Raw genomic sequence first — 22772 nt, 5'->3', positions numbered from 1 at the left:
TTCTATCTTTATTGTTAGATAATTCATCTCATAAAAAGGCTGTTTTAGTTAGATTTGTTTTCTACTAAAACAGCCTTTTCATTTAATCATTTATAATCATCTTAGGATTAAAATCTATAAAATCTGCTGATGTCATTATATACTCCACTTCATTAAAGTAACCATTTAGAACTCTATTTAATGAAGGTCCATGAAGATGCCCATATATAACCTTTTCCACAGCATACTCTTCCATAACACTAGTAAATCCTGATTCTTCAAATTTTTCATTCGTTGGTGGATAATGGAGCATAGCTATTATTTTACTATAACCAGCTTTCTTTGCTTCATCTAAAGAAAGTTTTAGCCTAATTAATTCTCTCAAATATATCTTTTTATCTTTTTCAGTAAATCTATCTGTACCAGGACATATCCAACCTCTAGTTCCACATATAGCATAATCTCTATACACAAAAAAGTTGTTTTGTAAGAATTTTGTTTTTTCAAACATAGAATTTAACTTACTTATGCTTCCCCACCAATAGTCATGATTACCTTTAGAAATAATCTTCTTACCTGGCAAATTATCTATCCATTCCAAATCCGTCAAACTATCTTCAGCTCTCATAGCCCATGAAATATCTCCAGCTATCAGAACTGTATCTTCATCTTTTACTTTTGTTATCCAATTTTCTTTTATTTTTTTATGATGTTCATTCCATTTCTCACCGAAAATATCCATTGGTTTATCATCATTAAATGCCAGATGTAAATCTGATATAGCGTAAAGTGCCATTAAGCTAATCACCTTTCTAGTATTTTATCTAAATCTGTAACATAGGCAATAACATGAGCAACAGCTTCATATAATTCTGGTGGTATGGAATCTCCAACATCTACATTACATAATAGATCTGTTAACTCTTTATTATATACAACTGGAACATCATTTTCTTCAGCCTTTTCAATAATTTTCTCTGCTATTAAACCCATACCTGCTGCTGTAACTACTGGAGCCTCAAAATTCTGTTCATAACTTAAAGCCGCAGCCTTTCTTCTTTGCTTCACATTATCACCCCTCCTACTTTTATTTCTCTACTTATCTTATATCTTAAATGATATTAGGTCAACACATTCTTCATTAAACCTTTATATCAATTGCATTTTGATTAGATTTATCAAAGAAATCCCTACAACTAGTCAAATTAACTTCCTCAATCTTTTTGCTTACTGTAATATTAACAAAGAAACCAATTTCCTGTAACATTTTAACTAGCTTATCCTTACTCAATTCTATTGGTTTAACAAATTGTTCTTCACATTTTAAATCTACTGTAAGATTTTTATCATGCACTGTTAAATATCCGTCTACCGTTCCTATATTTAATGTTTTAACAGCCACCACTACCTTAACATTAGTTTTATCAATTTTCTTATTATCTTTTCTATTATCCTTTATTATAAGCTTACAAGGATACTCTTTTCCTGACTTATTTACAGGTACATCCAAATAATAATACTCATTGCTTATAGAATTTAACATTTTAAAATCATTTATATTACTCTTAATAAAATCCATCACCTTCTCCATACCCTCACCTTTAAGTTGAGTATGTATCATAATATCCTTTATTATCTCCTTCATATTCTCAATCTTTTGATTTAATTCACTTTTAACTATCTCTGTTGAAGATGAATTTGTCTGGATACTATTATTCTTTATGGCTTCATTAATTACAGCCTTTTTATCTGCTATATTGGAATTCTGAATTCCCTTGTTCTGTATTATATCTTCTTTGCTAACTTTTGCGGTCGTAGAAAAAGCTTCATTAATTTTAGTTGAAGTCGCTCCTTGTTTTACAGAATTACCTTCTTCAGTAGTTTTTCCATTATTAATAATATTATTATTGCTAGTGTTAGCTCCGCCATTTTCCTTAGTTGAAGGCTTTTCTTCACTTAATTTAAGATTAATAATATCCATTAATTTTTCAGAACTGCTCTCTGATAGATGAACTTCTTTACCTAATATATTTGATACAACTTTATCAATTGAATCCTTTGTAATCCCCTCATTTGCTATAGTCTTTTTAATGCTATTCATTATATCTTCATCTGTCATAGATTCTAATTTTACAAGCATACCTTTAACTTCACTACTATTAAAGTTATTTTTTGTTTCTTTTATTATGTCTTTAAACGAATCCTTTACAAGTTCCATTTCATTACCACTTATTGACTTAATCAATGAAAGAATACTTAACTTTTCTTTAGTTGGAACATTTGCGTCATATATCTTCGATGCAATATTTTTTGATAAAACACTTTGTTCATTTTCTGACTCAATTGACTTAGAATTTATATTCTCTTCTAAATTTATATCATCTAAATTACCTTTAGGTAGATCCATTTTTTCAAGTTCTTTTGAAATCTTCTCAAAAAATTCTTTCATATTCCCATCTTCTTTAAAAAGCTTATTATAGCTATCTATGTTCTCTTTCGTAAATTCAATATCATTCTCTAAGAAAAGTAAAATGTCTTTTTCTCCCATTGTTTTAAAGCTATCGAAAAAATTATTTAAAGTAGATTTGATATTTTGCCCTTCTACACTTTCTAAATCTATTCCTCTCCCTGATATAAATTTATTTATGAATTGTTCTATCTCATTTGAATTGTTACTTATCTTTCCACTAAATGTAAGTACACTTTTAACAAATGATATATTTTCCTTAGTAAGCGGAATATTATGTTTAACCATTGCTTTCAATATATCAGAATCACTCTTAGATATACCTTCTTTATTTAAAAAATCATCTACAATATCACCGGATGAAGTTTTTTCTTTTCCTTGTTGCCCTTCTACTATTTTTAGTTTTAGCTTTCCATCTTCAAAACCTTCAACTTCAAATTGAACCATTCTTCCATCTTTAGAAATATTCTCACCCGTTAGCTCTGCTGAAAACTGCCATCCATCAGTTAATTTTACTACAACTTCATTTCCATAGCCTTCACTAACTATTCTACCTTTAAATGATTCCCCTACTTCAAAAGTCAACTTACTTGACACCTTTTTTTCATTAGCCTGATTTAACGTACCTACATTCCAAATTGCTGGCATATATACCTACCCCTTAATCCAATTTATTACTATAGTTATCGTATATAATTCCTTAAATATTAAGTGATTATTTATATTTATTTTTCCCATTTTATAAGAAATTAGTTTGTTTTAGCGTTATATGAAAAAAGCTTAGAAATTAATCTAAGCACTTTTTCACTATAAACTAAGCTAGTTCTATCTTATTATAATTCTTCTTTCCTCTTTTAATTAACGCAAATCCATCATTAAAATCTTCATCGTTTATAACTCTCTTAAAGTCTGTAACCTTTTCCCCATTTACGGAAAGGCCTCCTTGCTGAATTAGTCTTTTGCCCTCAGCTTTTGATGGCACAATCTTATTTTCTACAAGAACTTCAAGTAATTCCGTACCTAATTTATCTCTAGAAATTGTAACAGTAGGAACATTACTCATGTCTGCTCCCCCTGAGAATAGAGCTTTTGAAGCTTCTTCTGCCTTCTTAGCTTCTTCTTCACCATGTACAAGCTTTGTTACTTCATAAGCTAAAATCATCTTAGCTTTATTAATCTCAGCATCCTTTAAAGCTCCTAATCTTCTAACTTCATCCATAGGTAAGAAAGTTAACAATGCTAAACATTTTTCTACATCTGCATCATCAACATTTCTCCAATATTGATAAAAATCAAATGGAGACGTCTTTTCTGGGTTTAACCATAAAGCTCCCCCTACAGTTTTACCCATTTTTTGACCTTGGCTATTAGTTAAAAGTGTGCATGTCATAGCAAATGCTTCTCCCTGAGCCTTTCTTCTAACTAATTCTACACCAGCTATCATATTGGACCATTGATCATCTCCACCAAGTTCCATCTTACATCCATACTTTTGATTTAGCACATAGAAATCATATCCTTGCATTAGCATGTAATTAAATTCTAAGAATGATAATCCTCTTTCCAATCTTTGCTTAAAACACTCAGCGCTTAACATTCTATTAACTGAAAAGTGTGTCCCTACATCTCTTAGAAAATCAACATAGTTAAGACCTAATAACCAATCAGCATTATTCACTAATAGAGCCTTATCATCTGAAAAATCTATGAATCTTTCCATTTGTTTTTTTATTGAATCAACATTATGTTGTATTTGTTCTTTTGTAAGCATCTTTCTCATATCAGTTTTACCACTTGGGTCTCCAACCATAGCTGTTCCCCCACCTAGTAAAGCAATAGGTCTATGTCCAGCTCTTTGCATATGAGCCATAAACATCATAGCAATAAAATGTCCAACATGTAGACTATCTGCTGTTGGATCAAAGCCTATATAAAAAGTTATTTTCTCCTTTTCTAGCAATTCTCTTGTCTCCGCTTCATGAGTGAATTGCTTTATGTATCCACGTTCTAATAACTCATCTAATACATTAGCCATTATTTTACCTCCTGCTTTTAATTTATACATAATATATAGTATAACCTCAAAGACTAGTTTTATCAACTTATGCTTTGTATTTTTATCCCCTTCAGTAATCTTATTCCAAATCAAAAAAGATAGAAGCTTTTACTTCTATCTTATCTATCTAAATTTAATTACTTTCAAATCTAAGCTACATACTCTTTAATAAAATCAGGTATCTCTTGATTTTCATAATTTATATTCATATAAATATTTATTTCAAACTGTTTTGTTAACTTATAAATTCTTTTAAACCACTCTGATGACTCCTTTGTAGTGCCTGAATTAATTTTAAATACACCGTCAATATAGATATTTTCCACGTCATAATTTTCTGATATAATCCCACATAATAAACCATAAAATTCATTATAGCCTGTTATATTAAACTCATTAGTATTAATAAACCTAATCCTCCTATTTATTTGACTAATATGTCTATTATCATCATCAATGTATACGGAATCCCCTTTTGCCTCAGTTAACTGCTCATTTGCTAGATTAATCAAATTCTTGGTCTTTCCAGACCCTCTTTTATTGCAGAATACTTGTATCATTAGGACCACTCCTTTTCAATATATTTTAAACAATAACTAATTATCGTTTATAACTTAATATCTATGTTTATTGACCTAATTTTTATGTATTCAATATTAATACCTCCACATATTTAATTATTAATTCCAGTCGCAGTTATCTTAATTCTTTCACTCTATATAATATATTCTTAACATTCTTTAATATTTACTATTATTTTATACTAAACAATTTTATTTTCTCCAATCAAAAAAGATTATCTTATTTTAAGATAATCTTTAATCTAATCACTACATATCCTTATATAGAACTTTGTTCTTTCCTAGTTTTTTTCCCTTATATAACAATGTATCTGCTTTTTTTATAACTTGATTTACATTTCTACCGTCCCTAGGACAATATCCTATTCCAAAGCTCACAGTAATAGTTTTGGAAATAAAGTCTCCCCTTATGATATTGTTTTCAACACTACTTCTAATACTTTCTACTTTATTATAAACATCTTTTATATCATTAAAACCTTCTATAAACAATATAAGTTCTTCTCCTCCATATCGCGCTAAAATATCCTTAGGCTCAAGATGAACTTTAATTATTTCTGTTGTTTCAATTAAAACCTTATCCCCAAACTGGTGTCCACACTCATCATTTATCTTCTTAAAGTCATCTAAGTCCATCATGATTGTTGCAAAAGGCATTTCTTTATTTTCATCTACCTTTTTCTCTACTAATTCAAAAAAATGCCTCCTATTATATATTCCGAGTAACGGGTCTCTCTTTACAGTTTCCTGTAATTCTCTATATAACATAGAATTTTCTAAAGCAATCGCTATTTGATTAGATATAGCCTTAAGAAATTTTGCATGTTCCTTAGTAAAAAAATTATACCTGTGATGTTCTACTAATATAAAACCAAAAAACTTTTCTCTTAATTTTATAGGCATTCCCATAACTGAACATATTGTAAATTCACTACCATCATATTTTCTAATGCCATCTTTATAATTTAACAAATAATTCTGACCTGAATTAATATAAGCTTTTTCTTCTCTAGTTAATTTAAGTTTCTTTCCTTTAATGTTTGTCACCTTGATTTCTAACATGTTGTTTTCTTCAATAAATATTGTAGAATACGCTACTCCTAATAGTCCCAACACCATGTCATTTATCATTGCAATCAAATTTTCATTACTTAAAAAGGAATTAATATACTTGCTTATCTCAACAATATTTGCAAGAACATTTATGTCTTCTTCTAGTTTAATATTTCTTTTGGATAGCTTTTGTAGTTGCAGTTCAGTACTAGTTTGATAGTTCTCAAATTCTAATTTGAGTTCTTCATAATTTAAGGTATCCTCTTGCATTTTCCCACCCAACCTTATATGTAATTATATTCTAAAACAATCATATTTTGTAATCAATTATATGATACCCCTTTTCCTTTTCTATATCAATACGAAAAACTTTCAATTAATCTGTTTTTTAATCACATACTGCCCTTAACTAAATTGCTACCTTCAATAATCAAATTTACTTCTGTTTTTAACTTTGTTCTAGATAATACATTATCTAAATTCACATTAGGATGTTTTTCTTGTAACAACCTAGTAACTCCAAATATATCTATCCCTTTTTCTTTATAATTTTTAAACAGTTCTTCTTGATAATTTTTAATCTTCCACTCTTCATTAGCCTTAATTTGATTTATAACATCATCATTTACAATAAGTTTTCCTTGAATCTCTCCTATGGCTGCTCTAATATTTATATCCTTCTCTAATACTATTTCATCACCTTCTATTGTTATTCCAGTATTATTATCCTCTTCCAATATATCAAGAGTAATTAATTTATCTATCTCTTCTGGATTATGAACTTCAAGTGTACCTTCCCTAATGTTATCCATTAAGATATTATAAGTTAAAGCATCCTTTTCTTCTAGCCTATCTACAATATGATTTTCCTTTATTACAACTCCTCCATTTAACTGAATCTTACTCTGAGTTTCGTCATTCTTAACCTGTAAGGCACTCATAAGACTAACATTATCACCAGTTAATCTATCAGTCATATAGTCTTTTACATTTGACTTAATAATACGTCCATTATGCTCATTCCTATTTATAAGTTCATCTAAATACATCCCTAAATATTCTTCATCATTATTACTTATCTTCAGTAAATTTTCGATATCCCCATAAAAAACAAACATATAAGGTTTAAAACTCAATTGTTGATTATTATTTATTAAATTAATATAACTCTTTATTCCCTTTCGAACTACCTTTTCTGTAAATATATATGCTCTTATCTGACTTAAATCTATTCTATTGCTTGATGATATATTTATATCCCTTATCGCTTCAAGTGCAGTCTTTCCTTGACCCTTAAATAATATTCTTTTACCTTTATCCGAACTTTCTCCTGCATCTCTATAGGGTCTCATACAATCCAAATATAAAATCACATTATTGTATTCATCAACATCAAAAATGACAGATGTAGCAAAGGTAATCCTATTTATTTCTCTATAGTTAAAGCATCCACCTAAATTTATTGATAAAATTAGCACAAATAAAATACTAATTACCCTTCGCTTCATTTCCATCTTTCCTACCTTTCTCTATAACATTATTAGAAATTTTATTTAAATTCCCCCTAAATATAATATCTTTGAATTTATGACTTGTAACACTACCAATTGGGAACAGATAAGGAAATCCCCCAGTTTCTAATTCCCCAAGCATTGCTAACAATATTAGCGATATTATAAAAAATCCTGGTAATCCAAATAAAGAACTTACTATAGTAATTACTATGGACCATATAGACATAGCGCCATATAACTTAGGTGTTAGGAAATAACTTAATGTACTTGCAGCAACAACTATTATTGTTGTTCTCGAAGCTATTCCTGCTCCTACTACAGCATCTCCAAGTATTAATGCTGCAACAATACTCATTGCTCCACCAATTGGCTGCGGTAATCTTAAACCTGCCTCTTTAATTAACTGAAAGGCTATCATCATAACTATGACTTCAACTATAGTAGGAAGCGGCACTCCAGCTCTAGCAACAGCTAATCTAAAAATAAATAAGGATGGTATAAGAGCGAAATGATGAGTTAATACAGCTACATATAAACCTGGTAAAAAAGTTGCAATAAAAAAAGAAATCCATCTTAGTAATCTTGTAAAATTAGCAAAATACTTATTGGTATAATAATCATCTGGAGCTTGAAAGTTTTCTAAAAAAAAGTATGGTAAGGTTATTACAAAAGGTGTTCCATCAACCATTACAGCTACCCTTCCTTCTAATATTCTAGCAGCAACTTCATCTGGTTTTTCAGTATATCCAACTGTATCAAAGGCACTATTTTTCTCTCTTAGAGTATCTTCTATATAATTCGTATCTAAAATAAATTTCAAATCTAGATTTTTAACCTTTGATTTAACATACTCAATCAAATATTCAGGAGCAATACCTTTAATGTAAGATATGCACACAACTGTTTGACTATTTTCCCCTACATACAGAGGCTCAAATTTCAAATTTGCATTTTTAATTTTCCTTCTAATTAATGATACATTATCTACAAAAAGTTCTGTAAATCCCTCTCTAGGTCCCTTAAGTACAGATTCAGTTACAGGAACCGCTATTCCTCTCCTAACAAATCCCTTTACTTCACAATATATTATCTCTTCATATTCATGAAATAGTAAGATTATATCCCCTGATAATATATGTAATATCGCATCCTCTAATCCTTTAGCATAATTAGCAATATTTATATTCAATACCTTCGTTAATATATCTTCTATTTCATTACATTCATTAGTCCTATTTTTTAATGGAGTAACAATGTATTCACTGATAAATTGAGTACTACACAAATCATCAATAAACACTAATGTACATTGTCCTAGGCTCGTTGTAATTTCCCTATACTTTACGTCAAAAGAACCTTCGAACTTATCTTTAACATACTTTACATCTTCAATCATAATCATCACCTAAAGATATTATCCCTCTAAAAAGGTTTAATATTCCCTTTTTAGAGAATACTAAAATTAAATATTAATACTAATAAATCTAAGGAGGAGTTTTTGTGAACAAAATGTCAACAAAACATTTTATGTTTTTTATAATAGCTACATCTACAATTGCGTTACGCAGTTATTCTTCTATTTTTATAACTCACGGGGGAAGAGATACATGGCTTATTTCATTAATTGCATCCGCCATTATACTTTTTTATTTTTTACTATTAACCAAGATATGCAAGGCTACAGACACTTATAATTTAAATATCATAATTAGTAATTCATCTTATACGTTTCTAGGAAATATTCTTAAATTATTATTTGCTATAGGATTACTTTTAGCAGCTATCGAATCAAGTTCAGTAGTATCAAGTTCTATCCATAGTAACTTCTTTCTATCGACGCCTATTTGGTATTGTTTACTGTTCATTATAATTTCAGGAGGCTATATATTAAGTAAAAATTTTAATTCTATTCTTAGCCTAATTATAGTAACTGTTACATTAGTTATAATTGGAGACTTTATACTAACACTTTTAGTTCTAAAATATTTAGACTTTAGCTTTTTACTTCCTTTAATGCACAATGGATTTTCATACGACAAATGGATTTCACTATTTCTTATTTTAGGATCATTTTCTTCTATAGCTATTACATTGCCATATTTAGAATACTTAAATAAAAAGGCTTCCTTATCAAAATATAGCAGTATTTCAGTTGTATTCTGTGGAATAATTATTACTCTTTCATTTTTATCAGCTATTACATTCTTTGGCCATGAAATGGCTTCAGATATTTTCTATCCTGAATATGTAGAAGGTCAAAGGGTACAAATTGCCTCATTTTTAGAATTTGGTGAGCTATTTTATATATTTAGAAGTGTATGTATGTGGTTTATTAAGTATATTTTAGCTTCATATGGAATAATATTATTATATAAGGATAAAATTAAAGATAAGAAGCTATTTATATTTTTATATAGCCTAGTAGTTTTGACAATATCATTTAAACTTACTGAAGATCAATATTTCTTATTTTCTTCATTGAAATCATTACAATTTATAAATATATTCATATTTATATTTATTCCTGTAATTACTTTCATAATGTATTACTATAAGAAAGATAAAAGTATTCGTAAGGCAAAATGAATATATCATCTTTACTGACTATAAATTTTATAAATATATATTATGGTAATTCTCTATGATCCTAACCCTTTCCTTAAGATTCAGGTAAGGTTAGAATTATTAAAGTCAATTTACCCATGAATTTTAAGGAGGTTAATTTAATTTGGAAGACAAAACAATAACATGTAAAGATTGTGGCAAAGAATTCATATTTACTGTAGGGGAACAGGAATTCTTTAAAGAAAAAGGATTTGAAAATGATCCTGTAAGATGTCCAGATTGCAGAAAAGCAAGGAAAGCTGAAAAACTAAGTAATAGAAGATAAAAAAACTCTAGCGTTTACCGCGCTAGAGTTTTTCACTTATATTAATTAAGGACTTTTTTCTTGGCTGAAAGAATAATAGCACTAAGCGGTATTGAAATAATTATTCCTGTAGTAACTTGAACTATATTTCCTAATATATCCTTAAATGCGAAAGCCAATCCTTCCATAAGACCAAGTCTCTCTGTTAAAAAACCTGCAAGTATTGTACCTGCAAAAAAATATCCAACTACCATAAAAACTCCACTTACTATAAAAGCAAAAATATATTCAATCTTAAATCCAATATGATCATCTTTTCTTTTTAATATATTCTCTATTATTGCCCCTGATATATATGCCATAGTACCTTTTATTATAAAAGTAAATGGTGCCCACATAAAATAACCACCTATCACATCAACTAAAAGCATTCCAAAAGCGCTTGCAATGGCTCCCTTCTTTTTACCAAGTACAACTACTGATAAAAAAACCATACAATCTCCTACATGTACGAAGCCTCCAACTGTTGGTACTTTAATTATGCTTCCTGCAATAAATACTAAAGCTATCATTAATGCTGTAAGTACTAAATCTCTTGTACTTAAAATTCTTATATTTTTCAATTATAATGCCCCCTTATTTATTATATAGAACATTATATTCAAGGATTTAGCCATTTGCAAATGTACCGATATAATTAAAATGTATTATTAATTTTAATATGGTAATACTAATTTATATAACCGTAAAACTAAAGAGGAGTGAAATTAATGAATATAGCCAAATGGATGTTAGGTATTATAATCTTCCTATTATTGTCACTGCTTATTCTAAGCTATGGTGAATATTCAATTCTTGTAATACTTACACTTTCAACTATAGCTTTTATTACTTCTACTATCTATGAAAAAAAGAGACATTACTAAAGCTGATTTTTTATATCAGCTTTTTTTATATACTGTTAATTTCATTGACAGTTAAATTGGTAAATCCTATAATATAGGTATTAATCAAGCTTTAGGAAGAGGTGTTTTTAGTGTCTGAAAACCTTAATAATGAAAATAAAAAGGTTATTTTTAGTGGAATCCAACCATCTGGAGATTTAACTCTCGGAAACTATTTAGGAGCTTTAAAAAATTGGGTTAAACTTCAAGATGATTATGATTGCTACTTTTGCATCGTTGATTTACACGCAATAACTGTTCGTCAAAAACCAGCTGACTTAAGAAGAAGATCATTAGAATTATTATCTATATATATTGCTGCCGGTATTTCTCCTGAGAAAAATACTTTGTTTATACAATCCCATGTTCCAGCTCATGCAGAATGCTCATGGCTTCTAACTTGCAATACATACATGGGTGAACTAAGTAGAATGACTCAATATAAAGATAAATCTCAAAAAATGGGAAGCTCAATAGGAGTTGGTTTATTTAATTATCCTTCTCTTATGGCTGCTGATATTCTTTTATATAATACTGATTTAGTGCCAGTAGGAAAAGATCAAACTCAACATCTAGAACTTACAAGAGATATCGCTACAAGATTTAACAGTACTTACAGTGACACATTTAAGATTCCAGAAGGATACATACCAAAAGAAGGTGCAAAGATTATGGATTTACAAGAACCTCTTAAAAAGATGTCAAAATCCTCAGATAATCCAAACTCCATTATACTTATTATGGATCCTCCTGAGGTTATTAGAAAAAAAATCAGTAGAGCTGTTACTGATAGTTTAGGTATTGTAAATTATACTGATGATCAACCAGGCGTTAAGAATCTTTTAAATATACTATCTGCTATAAAAAGAACTTCTCCTGAAGAATTAGTTTCTTATTATAAAGGAAAAGGATATTCCGATTTAAAATCTGATGTTGCTGATGCAGTAGTTGCCGAACTTGAACCTATCCAAAAAAAGGTTCAAGAACTTTTAAAAGACAAGTCTTATTTAGAGTCTATTTATAAGGAAGGAGCTCAAAAAGCTTCTTATGTAGCAAATAAGACACTTAGAAAAATGCAAAAGAAAATAGGTATGATCCCTAGATAAAAATCCGCTTAGCGGGTTTTTTTCCTTTGTAATTTAATTATTACTAAAGTATAATTATGTATGTTAATAAAATTAGAAAGAGAGATTTACCATGTTAGATAAAATCAAAAATTTTCTAAGCAACAATATTTATTTTTGCTTATTTTATTTATTTATAAGTTTATGTTTTGTAACAATTTTAAAGGAAATACCTTATATTTCAAGTATATTTCCAAAGGTTGCAATTGTATGGGGACTACTATTAGTCTTAATTCATTCAGTAAAAATAATAAAAAGAAGACCTAACTTAATTGAATTAGCGTTATTTTCATTTTTAATGATTACGTTATTTTCCAACTTGTTTTTTTATAAGTCAACTGAAAACTTAAAAATATGGATTGAAAACTGTATAATTCTACTTGGAATATTTTTTATCAACTTAGATAAAACCGAAAAACAATTACAAAAAGAATTAAATATATTCTCACATTTTATATCGATATTCACTTTTATTTTTTCTATCGCTTCAAACATCTTATTCTTCTCCGGAATAAGCTTTACAATTAATGAAGTAATCTATGGTTCTGGTGATGGTAAGGGGTTTCAAGGTTTGTATATATATAAGAATGCCCTTGCTATAGCTTCAGGTATTGGCTTAGTAGTAACATATTTTTTACTACTAAAAAATAGAAATAGTAATTTAAAACTAAAAACTTTTTATGTAATTAACATAGTGTCTCAGTTGTTGCCATTTATATATTCAGAAGGCAGAAGTGCATATTTTCTAATTATTGCAATTCCTTTTGTCTTAGTATTTATGAGAATTAAAAACAAATATTTTAGAAGAGCACTTATTATCTTACCTGTTATATTAGGTATAGTGAGTTTTGCTATATTTCATGAAAAACTATATGATTTACTATCTGCAAGAAATGAACTGTGGTATTCAGCTTGGCTAGTTATTAAAAACAATCCTATATTTGGGGTAGGAAATGCCGCTTTGGTTGATACTGTTTATGCAGCTAGACCAGGTGTAGTATTACCAGGAATAGAATCAGGTGGACTACATAATATATTCCTACAAATATTAACAGCCAATGGATTAATTGCATTAATAGTATTCTTATCTATAATATTATTTTCATTCTCATATTTAATTAAGATTTTAGATCGATCTTATGGAAATATGAAAAAGATTGATTTCACTATATTTTCCTTATTAGTTGGCTTGGTTTTTGTCAATTTATTTGAAAGTAACCTAATATATATTGTAAGTTTTATATCTTTTATTTTCTGGACCTATCTAGGATATTTTATCTCAATTAAGTCTAAAAAGAATAGATTATAAAAGCAAAGGATTTAATATATGAAATCATATATTAAATCCTTACTTTTTATTTTTCCCATGGCTTAGTGTTTAAATAATCTATAAATCCCTCTCTTAATTCTGGTTTTCTTAATGCATATTCAATAGTAGCTTGTAAGAAACCAAGTTTATCTCCAACATCATATCTTCTTCCTTCAAAATTGTAAGCGTACATGGCTTCTTGACTAATTAATGTCTTCAACGCATCTGTTAATTGAATTTCTCCACCCTTGCCTGGATTTGTATTCTCTAATATTTCAAATATCTGTGGTGTTATTATATATCTTCCTAGAATAGCAACATTACTTGGTGCATCATCTTCTGATGGTTTCTCTACCAAATCTTTAACCTTATACACCCTATCCTCTATATGAATTCCATCTACAATTCCATACTTCGATACGTCTTCATTTGGTACTGTCTGAACTCCAAGAATTGTTGTTTTATATTCACTATAACAATCTATAAGTTGCTTTAGACATGGCACTTCACTATCAACAACATCATCACCTAATAATACTGCAAAAGGTTCATTACCTACGAAAGTCTTTGCACAATGTATAGCATGCCCTAACCCTTTAGGTTCTTTTTGTCTTATGTAATGAATATCTACCATATCTGATATATCTCTTACTACCTCTAATAACTCTGACTTCCCTGTCTTCTCTAATTCCATTTCTAGTTCAACTGATTTATCAAAATGATCTTCTATACACTTTTTATTTCTTCCAGTAATTATTAATATCTCTTCTATTCCAGAAGCTATAGCTTCCTCTATGATAAATTGTATTGTTGGTTTATCAACTATAGGTAACATTTCCTTTGGTTGAGCCTTAGTGGCTGGCAAAAATCTTGTCCCCAGTCCTGCTGCAGGTATAATAGCTTTTTTCACTTTCATAATAATATCTCCTTTACATCTCATATCACTAAATATATTCTAACATAACTCAAAGTGTATGTTAATTGAATTAAAAACAATATAAAATTTTAGGTTTTTGCAATGTCATTTTTTATTGTAATCCAAATGCATATATTATATCGCATTGAAGTTCAAACATCACCATTAATTATAGCTACTGGATTAATGATACTTAAAAATAAATAAATAAAAACAGATTGTTAAAATCTGTTTTCTATTTATTTTATTCTGTTTTCATCTATAATTTTTTCTAATATTACTACTCTTTGTCCTAAATCTTTTACTTGTTCTTTAAGTAAACTAACTTGCTCATTTTGTCTAAATAGCAAATGTAGTATAAATACTATAGCCACTAAAAACAATAATGATGGTGCATATTCTATTCCTATCAAATTTGATAGATATATTATAAGATTAGGGAAAATTGCAAGTATTAACACAACTATTGACCCTAGCATCCATAAAAAGCTATCTCTTTCAAAAAACTTCTTTTTCTTAACCTTTGATATTATTGATATCATAAAAAGTATTGCTACTATAATAAAAAATATACTTGCTAACATTTGTATCTCCTTCTTTCTATAAAGCTAATTTTTTAATCTCTTGTGTTTTATTAAAATTAAAAAAATGCTATAAAACATTCCTACCATATAAGAAATAGGCGACCAAATACCCGTATGCATACTTTCCCCATAAATTCTTTCCTTCATTTTAACTGGTGCTTCTTTTATAGAATATCCTTGTAAAAGCATTTCTATTATTAAATTGGCATCAGGGTACTCAGGATAATTATTGATTTTTGAATACTTCTCATATACTTTTCTATTTAGAACTTGTAACCCTGATGTAGGGTCTGTTATTTCTCTTTTACATGTCATCTTTATTATCTTTTGGAATATTGATGTCCCTATTTTTCTAAAAAATGCATGATTATAATCAGTTTCTTCTAAAAACCTTGACCCTATAACAATATCACATTCATCAGACTTAGCTATTTCATACAATTTTGCTAACTCTTTTGCTACATGCTGACCGTCACCATCGAATTGAGCTACATACTTGTAATTCTTATGTAATGCATATTTAAACCCTGTTTGCACTCCACCTGCATACCTTAAATTAAAAGGAGTTGTAATATAATCTACTTCTTTTTCCTTAATAACATTTAAAGTATTATCTGTTGAACAATCATTTACAATTAAAATATCCGCCTCTGGAATATCTCTTTTAAGCTCATCGATTACCCCTACTATATTCTTTTCCTCATTATATGCTGGCACAATTACCAATAGCTCCTTCATATGTTCCTCCTATTTATATAAAAACATAAATATATTACTAAAATTTACTTATTGATACTACGAAATATCCAATAAAGTATATCACCTTTTTAATTTATTGTCTATATAAAACTCTAGGCATTTAAACAGCTAAATACCTAACTTCACCTTATTCAATTCGTTAAACTTAATATGTTTAGCTACAAAAATTTGCTAATTCTTATTTATATCCATCTGGATTACTGTTCTGCCATCTCCAAGAATCTTTACACATATCATTAATATCTTTTTCTGCTTTCCAACTTAATTCTACATTTGCTTTTGTTGGATCTGCATAGCAACTTGCTACATCTCCAGCACGTCTTCCTACTATTTTATATGGTATATCTTTTCCTGACGCCTTTGAAAATGCATTAATTAATTCAATTACACTATATCCTTTACCTGTACCTAAATTATATGTCACCAAACCTGGTTTTGATGCCAACTTTTGTAGTGCTTTAACATGGCCTTTTGCCAAATCTACTACATGTATGTAATCTCTAACACCAGTACCATCTACAGTATCATAATCATTACCAAATACACTAACCTCTTTTAGCTCTCCAATAGCTACTTTTGTTATATATGGCATAAGATTATTTGGTATTCCATTTGGTTCTTCCCCAATTAACCCACTTATATGTGCACCTACAGGATTAAAATATCTTAAAATTCCTATATTCCATGTGTTATCAGCATAATAAATATCCCTTAACATATCCTCAATAATAAGTTTTGTTCTACCATAAGGGTTTGTAACCGATAATGGGAAATCTTCTTTTATAGGCATAACCTCAGCATTTCCATATACAGTTGCTGATGAACTAAATATAAAATCTTTAACGTCATACTTTTTCATAAGTTTTAGCATTACTAAAGTACTAATTAAATTATTATAATAATATTCTAATGGTTTTTCCACAGACTCACCTACAGCTTTTAATGCCGCAAAATGTATTACTGAATCAATCTTGTTTTCTTTAAATACTACCTCTAAAGATTTTTCATCAGTTTCATCAATATTATAATAAGTTACTTTTTTCTTCGTTATTTGCTCAATTCTATCCTTAACCAATTCCTTACTATTAAATAAGTTATCAACAATTATAACATCCATTCCTGCTTCTAATATTTCAATTGATGTGTGACTTCCTATGTATCCTAATCCTCCGCTAATTAAAACAGCCATTTAACTATCCACTCCTATCATATTAATAAAATCACCGAGCTAATTATATCTCATAAAATTATTTACAATTTGCAACATAATCTCTTAACTTTATATTTATAAATTAGTTCTATAATTCAAATATTCTACTAATCATTTTACCATAATTTATACTATATGTGAAGTTTACACACTTATACTCAACTACTATATTTCATATACTTTAACTACTTTTTTAGTTCCAAAATAACAAATATTTAAAAAATAAATTAAAGCACTTATTGTGCTTTTATATAATATTATATCAACTCTATTTTTTTATACTAATTAAAACTACCCCAATTAATATAAAGATTGTTCCTATAACCTTGTGAATCGTAAAGACTTCATTAAATACAAAAACAGCAAATATAGCTGTCAACACTTGTACTATCCCTGTAGTAATAGGATATATGTATGACATATCAAATATTGTTAGCAAAAACATATATAACAAAAAGCTACCAATATAGCATAATAAACCCACAATTGACAAGAAACTTATTTTCATGCTAAAAACACCTGTAGATACATTTAACAAAAAGTCTTTTTGACATCCTAATTTAAATAGAACCATCCCTGCTACTGAAAGTGTTAGATATATTGCTACTATTATATAATTCCCCATTCTTACCTCCTTCATACAACTCATCTATTCTCTCCATCTCTAATAAATTTCTGTTTTTCCCTAAATAATTACAAATCTATAATTAACAATTTAGAATGCATTCCTGCATTTTTAGACAAAACAATCAATCAAATTATATCATGCTTTAATTTAATAAACAACAACGCCATAGAGAAATACTTAAAAACTTTATCATAAAAAAACGTTCCTTATTTCTTACTAAAAGCAAAAAAGAGTGAAGAAATGATTTTCAAATCATTTCTTCACCCTCAATTTCTAATTTAATATCTTGCTTTTACTGCTTGAGTAATTCCATTAGCAGTTGCTTGTTGAACTGAATTGTTAGCTAACAAACTAGCTTCTGTTGGATTCGAAATATATCCACATTCAACAAGTATTGCAGGCATCTTAGTATTTCTAAGAACGGATAAACCAAATCCTAAGCTACTAACATCGCCTTTTCCACCTCTATTTGCAAATCCAGTATTCGCACTAATTCTTTCTGCTGTGCCTATGGCCAAATCACGTGATTTAGTAAATTTATCTGGATTATGTGGAGGCATTCCTGCATCTCGTTCATTTGAAGTTCTCTCAGTATAATATACTTCTGACCCTCTAGCAGTAGTATTAGGCTCTGCCGAATTATGATGAATACTAATAAACAAGTCAGCATTTAAATCATTAGCTAATATAGCTCTATTACGCAAACTTGTATTTAGATCATCCATAGATCTTTCTCCTAGGCGTCTTGTCATAACTACTTGATACCCTTGAGCTTGAAGATTACTCTGAAGCTTTATCGCAACTAGCATATTTAGTTCTGTTTCACTATAATACACTCCATTAAAATTCGAATCAGCTCCATAGTCACCACCGTAGTTATGACCTGGATCTAAAACTATTAATGTTTTAGTTTTTCGAGTAAATGTTCTTCCTGCATCTTTTATTGTTCCATCATTCGAAACAGTTCTTGCTATTATTAGTTTATCACCATCTGTTGCAATATCGGAAATATCTACAGTTGTTTCATATCCAGCTGTTTCTGCATTTGGATAACTTGGATACTGCGATTTAACATCTGGTGTTGACTTATTAGGAACTACAGAACCTTTATACTTTCCATCTACATATATCTGTACTTCTTTTACTCCTAATTTTGCTATTGTCCATCCTGAGATTGTCAATTGATTATTACGAACTAGAGCAAATTGCTCAGGAGTATTTATTTCTCCTTTAGTTTGATATCTATCCACAAAAACAGTTCTTCCAGCATCTTTTATGCTTCCATCTTTGGCAACAGTTCTTGCAATAATTACCTTATTGCCTTCTGTTATATCTGATATATTTACTGTTGCTGTATATCCACTTGTACTTGCATTCGGATAATTTGAATAAGTCTTTGCAATATCTGATGTAGCTACATTTGGTACTACTGTCCCCTTTAGTTCTCCATCAACATATATTTGTACTTCCTTAACTCCAGAATCTGCAACTGTCCAGCCTGCTACTGTCATTGTATTTCCTGTTATGGTAGCATACTGTCTAGGAGATTGTATTTCTCCTTTAGTTTCTAATCTATTTATGTTTATAGTTCTTCCTGCATCTTTTATTGTTCCATCATTTGCAACAGATCTTGTTATTATAACTCTATTTCCTGCTGCAATATTTGATATATCAATAGTTGCTTCATATCCACTTGTGCTTGCATTTGGATAATTTGAATAAGTTTTACCAATGTCTGTTGTGGTTTTATTTGGTACCACTGTACTTTTTAGTTCTCCATCAACATAAACTTGAACTTCTTTAACACCTGAATTTGCTATTGTCCATCCTGTTACTTTCATTGTATTTCCTGCTATATTAGCAAATTGCAATGGTGATGTTATTTCTCCCTTTGATTCTAACTTATTCACATATACTGTTCTTCCTGCGTCTTTTATACTACCATCATTTGCTACAATTCTTGCTATTATTACTTTGCTTCCTGCAGACACATTTGATATATCAACATTTGCTTCATATCCGCTTGTACTTGCATTTGGATAACTTGAATAAGTTTTTCCAATGTCTGTTGTTGTTTTATTAGGAACTACTGTGCTTTTTAATTCACCATCAACATAAACTTTAACTTCTTTAACACCTGAATCTGCAACTGCCCAGCCTGTCACTTTCATTGTATTTCCTGGCATCTTAGCAAATTGCAATGGTGATGTTATTTCTCCCTTTGATTCTAACTTATCCACATATACTGTTCTTCCTGCATCTTTTATACTACCATCATTTGCTACAGATCTTGCTATTATTACTTTGTTTCCTTCTGATACATTGGAAATATCAACATTTGCTTCATATCCGCTTGTACTTGCATTTGGATAATTTGAATAAGTTTTACCAATGTCTGTTGTTGCTTTATTTGGCACTACTGTACTTTTTAGTTCTCCATCAACATATATTTGAACTTCTTTAACACCTGAATTTGCTATTGTCCATCCTGTTACTGTCATTGACTTTCCTGCTATATTAGCAAATTGCAATGGTGATGTTATTTCTCCCTTTGATTCTAACTTATCCACATATACTGTTCTTCCTGTGTCTTTTATACTACCATCATTTGCTACAATTCTTGCTATTATTACTTTGTTTCCTGCAGACACATTTGATATATCAACATTTGCTTCATATCCGCTTGTACTTGCATTTGGATAATTCGAATAAGTTTTACCAATATCTGTTGTTGTTTTATTAGGAACTACTGTACTTTTAAATTCACCATCAACATATATTTTAACTTCTTTAACACCCGAATCTGCAACTGCCCATCCTGTTACTTTCATTGTATTTCCTGGGATTTTAGAAAATTGCAATGGTGATGTTATTTCACCTTTTGATTCTAGCTTGTTAAAATAAACAGTTCTTCCTGCATCTTTTATGCTTCCATCATTTGCTATAGTTCTTGCAATTATAACATTATAACCTGCAGATATATTTGAAACATCTACATCAAGCTCATAACCACTGGTATTACCATTTACATGTCCTGGATATTTTTGATCAATATCTGGAGTAGCTATATTAGGAACTACCTTTCCCTTCAATTGACCATCTACAAAAATTTGTACTTCTTTAACACCTGATTCTGCTATTGCCCATCCTGTTACTGTCATTGTCTTTCCTGAAATCTTAGCAAACTGCATTGGTGCTGTTATTTCTCCTGTTAGTTTTGGGTTTTTAGATGTATTGTATAATTCATTATACATACTCATTATTTCAGTTCCATATGTAGTACTCGGCGCCCAATTTCTTCCAAGATCTACTACTGTTTTAACACTTCCAACTTTAACCCATTTCCATCTTGGATCATAAGTATCACTTCTAGGATATCCTGTTGCTCCAGCATATACCGCTAAATGATCTAAATGGGCTTGTACACCTTGTTCCCAGCTATCAAATCTTTGATGTGCATTAGGATCAGTATCGCTTCCTCCAGCAGCTGTCTTTAAACCACATGGATTGTGATATGATTCATCAATTACACCTCCAAATTTCCCATAACCGGTTTCCTTCGCAGCTTGTACATATGCCACCGCCGGATTTACTCCTCCTCTTGATTTTGCATATTGCCAATAATATTGGGCTAAGCTTATGAAAGTTTGTGTTGCACCTTTTGAAGAAGCCCACTCTTTTGCTTCATCTACTGTAACTAAAGTATCTGAAACAATATTAATGTTATCTAATCCTTTAACTGTCAGCGCAGGCACTAAATTGAATGCAAAAATAAAGATTAATATTGTAGATATAACCTTTTTCTTATTATTCATAGTTTCCCCCCTTTCTTCTGAATTTACCTATTAATTTTAGCATATTCGCTTTTTTAGGTAAACAATTTATCTATATTTTATTCATTATAAAAGCATGAATTCTCACACATTTTGTCGAAAATAGACCTATTAATGTAACTTGTGGCTTTTTGAACTAATATTCTCCATTCCCCCAAGTGGTTATATTTCCATTTTCTTTAAAACAACTTACAAAACTTCCTCGGTAGTATCTTTTTTAGTCCCTATAACGTAATAAAATTCCACATAGACCCTACCAACTTTTTGGACTTGCTCAAAAATAAAGCTTTTTTACTCTTAAATCAGGACCACCCGTAAAACGGGTGGTTTGCTCTGCGCCTGTAAGGCTTTGTTACTGGCTGTGCTACTCGCACGTTGAACGGTTTGCCAACCGCATACCTTTACAAACTTGCACCTAAAAGGTGCTTTATTTTTTGTTTCCGTTTACCGGCTCACCCGTAAACGGGGCAATATATTCCTTTAAACTCAATTGTTCATATGCTATATCGTCTTGTATTTGATTCTTTATATATTCTTCTATAACCTTTTTGTTTCTTCCCACAGTATCAACATAGTATCCCTTACACCAGAATTGCCTATTGCCATACTTATACTTTAAATTTGCATGTCTATCAAAAATCATCAATGAACTTTTTCCTTTCAAGTATCCCATAAACTGTGCCACACTTAATTTTGGTGGTATACTAACCAACATATGTATATGATCTTTGCATGCATTCGCTTCGATTATTTCTACTTTTTTATACTCACACAATTCTCTTAAAACTCTTCCAATATCCGCTTTTATCTTTCCATATATTATTTGTCTCCTATACTTTGGCGCGAAAACTATGTGATATTTACAATTCCATTTACTATGTGCTAAACTACTATTGTCCATTACGGACACACCTCCTTGTTTTATAGTATTGGTCGGCAAACCTAC

Annotated in this window: 20 protein-coding genes; 4 read left to right on the top strand and 16 right to left on the bottom strand. The window is 29.6% G+C overall.

Annotated features, from left to right (window positions below):
- Window positions 1-82: 82 nt before the first annotated feature.
- The 8 genes from FAY47_RS10195 to FAY47_RS10160 all read right to left on the bottom strand — a co-directional run bounded on the left by FAY47_RS10195 (window position 83) and on the right by FAY47_RS10160 (window position 9046).
- Entirely contained in the window at window positions 83-775 is a 693-nt protein-coding gene (locus FAY47_RS10195; RefSeq protein WP_143316608.1) for a metallophosphoesterase, read from the bottom strand.
- Between the two features lie 8 nt (window positions 776-783).
- Complete coding sequence (locus FAY47_RS10190; protein ID WP_143316607.1) at window positions 784-1047, bottom strand: EscU/YscU/HrcU family type III secretion system export apparatus switch protein; 264 nt, start codon at window positions 1045-1047, stop codon at window positions 784-786.
- 73 nt (window positions 1048-1120) lie between these two features.
- Window positions 1121-3094 (bottom strand): flagellar hook-length control protein FliK, encoded by a 1974-nt coding sequence (locus FAY47_RS10185; RefSeq protein ID WP_143316606.1) that lies wholly within the window; start codon window positions 3092-3094, stop codon window positions 1121-1123.
- 166 nt (window positions 3095-3260) lie between these two features.
- Entirely contained in the window at window positions 3261-4481 is a 1221-nt protein-coding gene (tyrS, locus tag FAY47_RS10180) for a tyrosine--tRNA ligase (RefSeq protein WP_143316605.1), read from the bottom strand.
- Between the two features lie 170 nt (window positions 4482-4651).
- Window positions 4652-5062, bottom strand: a complete 411-nt coding sequence (locus tag FAY47_RS10175; protein WP_143316604.1) for a hypothetical protein — start codon at window positions 5060-5062, stop codon at window positions 4652-4654.
- A 270-nt stretch (window positions 5063-5332) separates the two neighbouring features.
- Entirely contained in the window at window positions 5333-6406 is a 1074-nt protein-coding gene (locus FAY47_RS10170) for a sensor domain-containing diguanylate cyclase (protein ID WP_143316603.1), read from the bottom strand.
- 122 nt (window positions 6407-6528) lie between these two features.
- Window positions 6529-7644 (bottom strand): Ger(x)C family spore germination protein, encoded by a 1116-nt coding sequence (locus FAY47_RS10165; protein WP_185966794.1) that lies wholly within the window; start codon window positions 7642-7644, stop codon window positions 6529-6531.
- Window positions 7625-9046, bottom strand: coding sequence for a spore germination protein (locus FAY47_RS10160; RefSeq protein WP_143316601.1), 1422 nt, complete (start codon window positions 9044-9046; stop codon window positions 7625-7627). The genes FAY47_RS10165 and FAY47_RS10160 overlap by 20 nt, the downstream gene beginning before the upstream one ends.
- A 113-nt stretch (window positions 9047-9159) precedes the next feature.
- Here FAY47_RS10160 and FAY47_RS10155 point away from each other — a divergent pair, with 113 nt between their 5' ends.
- Entirely contained in the window at window positions 9160-10236 is a 1077-nt protein-coding gene (locus FAY47_RS10155; RefSeq protein WP_243129599.1) for an endospore germination permease, read from the top strand.
- A gap of 142 nt (window positions 10237-10378) precedes the next feature.
- A complete protein-coding gene (locus tag FAY47_RS10150) occupies window positions 10379-10540 on the top strand; it encodes a zinc-ribbon domain-containing protein (protein WP_143316599.1) in 162 nt (53 codons plus the stop codon).
- Window positions 10541-10581: 41 nt separating this feature from the next.
- On the opposite strand, the gene FAY47_RS10145 is transcribed toward FAY47_RS10150, so the two are convergent.
- On the bottom strand, window positions 10582-11142 hold the full coding sequence (locus FAY47_RS10145; protein WP_143316598.1) for an ECF transporter S component: 561 nt from the start codon (window positions 11140-11142) through the stop codon (window positions 10582-10584).
- Between the two features lie 413 nt (window positions 11143-11555).
- Here FAY47_RS10145 and trpS point away from each other — a divergent pair, with 413 nt between their 5' ends.
- A complete protein-coding gene (gene trpS, locus FAY47_RS10140; protein WP_143316597.1) occupies window positions 11556-12569 on the top strand; it encodes a tryptophan--tRNA ligase in 1014 nt (337 codons plus the stop codon).
- A 91-nt stretch (window positions 12570-12660) separates the two neighbouring features.
- Window positions 12661-13896 carry an O-antigen ligase family protein gene (locus FAY47_RS10135; protein ID WP_143316596.1) on the top strand — a complete coding sequence of 412 codons (1236 nt, stop codon included), beginning with the start codon at window positions 12661-12663 and terminating at the stop codon, window positions 13894-13896.
- 46 nt (window positions 13897-13942) lie between these two features.
- Here FAY47_RS10135 and galU read toward each other — a convergent pair whose 3' ends face one another.
- The 7 genes from galU to tnpA all read right to left on the bottom strand — a co-directional run bounded on the left by galU (window position 13943) and on the right by tnpA (window position 22727).
- A complete protein-coding gene (gene galU / locus FAY47_RS10130; RefSeq protein ID WP_143316595.1) occupies window positions 13943-14812 on the bottom strand; it encodes a UTP--glucose-1-phosphate uridylyltransferase GalU in 870 nt (289 codons plus the stop codon).
- 239 nt (window positions 14813-15051) lie between these two features.
- Window positions 15052-15396, bottom strand: a complete 345-nt coding sequence (locus FAY47_RS10125; RefSeq protein WP_143316594.1) for a DUF2304 domain-containing protein — start codon at window positions 15394-15396, stop codon at window positions 15052-15054.
- Window positions 15397-15420: 24 nt separating this feature from the next.
- On the bottom strand, window positions 15421-16134 hold the full coding sequence (locus FAY47_RS10120) for a glycosyltransferase family 2 protein (protein ID WP_143316593.1): 714 nt from the start codon (window positions 16132-16134) through the stop codon (window positions 15421-15423).
- A 199-nt stretch (window positions 16135-16333) separates the two neighbouring features.
- A complete protein-coding gene (galE, locus tag FAY47_RS10115; protein ID WP_143316592.1) occupies window positions 16334-17344 on the bottom strand; it encodes a UDP-glucose 4-epimerase GalE in 1011 nt (336 codons plus the stop codon).
- 289 nt (window positions 17345-17633) lie between these two features.
- Complete coding sequence (locus FAY47_RS10110; protein ID WP_185966793.1) at window positions 17634-17990, bottom strand: EamA family transporter; 357 nt, start codon at window positions 17988-17990, stop codon at window positions 17634-17636.
- Between the two features lie 281 nt (window positions 17991-18271).
- A complete protein-coding gene (locus tag FAY47_RS20290) occupies window positions 18272-21808 on the bottom strand; it encodes an N-acetylmuramoyl-L-alanine amidase (protein WP_185966792.1) in 3537 nt (1178 codons plus the stop codon).
- 445 nt (window positions 21809-22253) lie between these two features.
- Complete coding sequence (tnpA, locus tag FAY47_RS10100) at window positions 22254-22727, bottom strand: IS200/IS605 family transposase (RefSeq protein ID WP_143316590.1); 474 nt, start codon at window positions 22725-22727, stop codon at window positions 22254-22256.
- Window positions 22728-22772 lie beyond the last annotated feature (45 nt).

Source organism: Clostridium sp. HBUAS56017 (assembly GCF_007115085.1).
Taxonomy (GTDB): Bacteria; Bacillota; Clostridia; order Clostridiales; family Clostridiaceae; genus Clostridium; species Clostridium cibarium.
The sequence above is the reverse complement of the archived record's forward strand: the minus strand, read 5'-3'. Positions and strand labels throughout refer to the sequence as shown.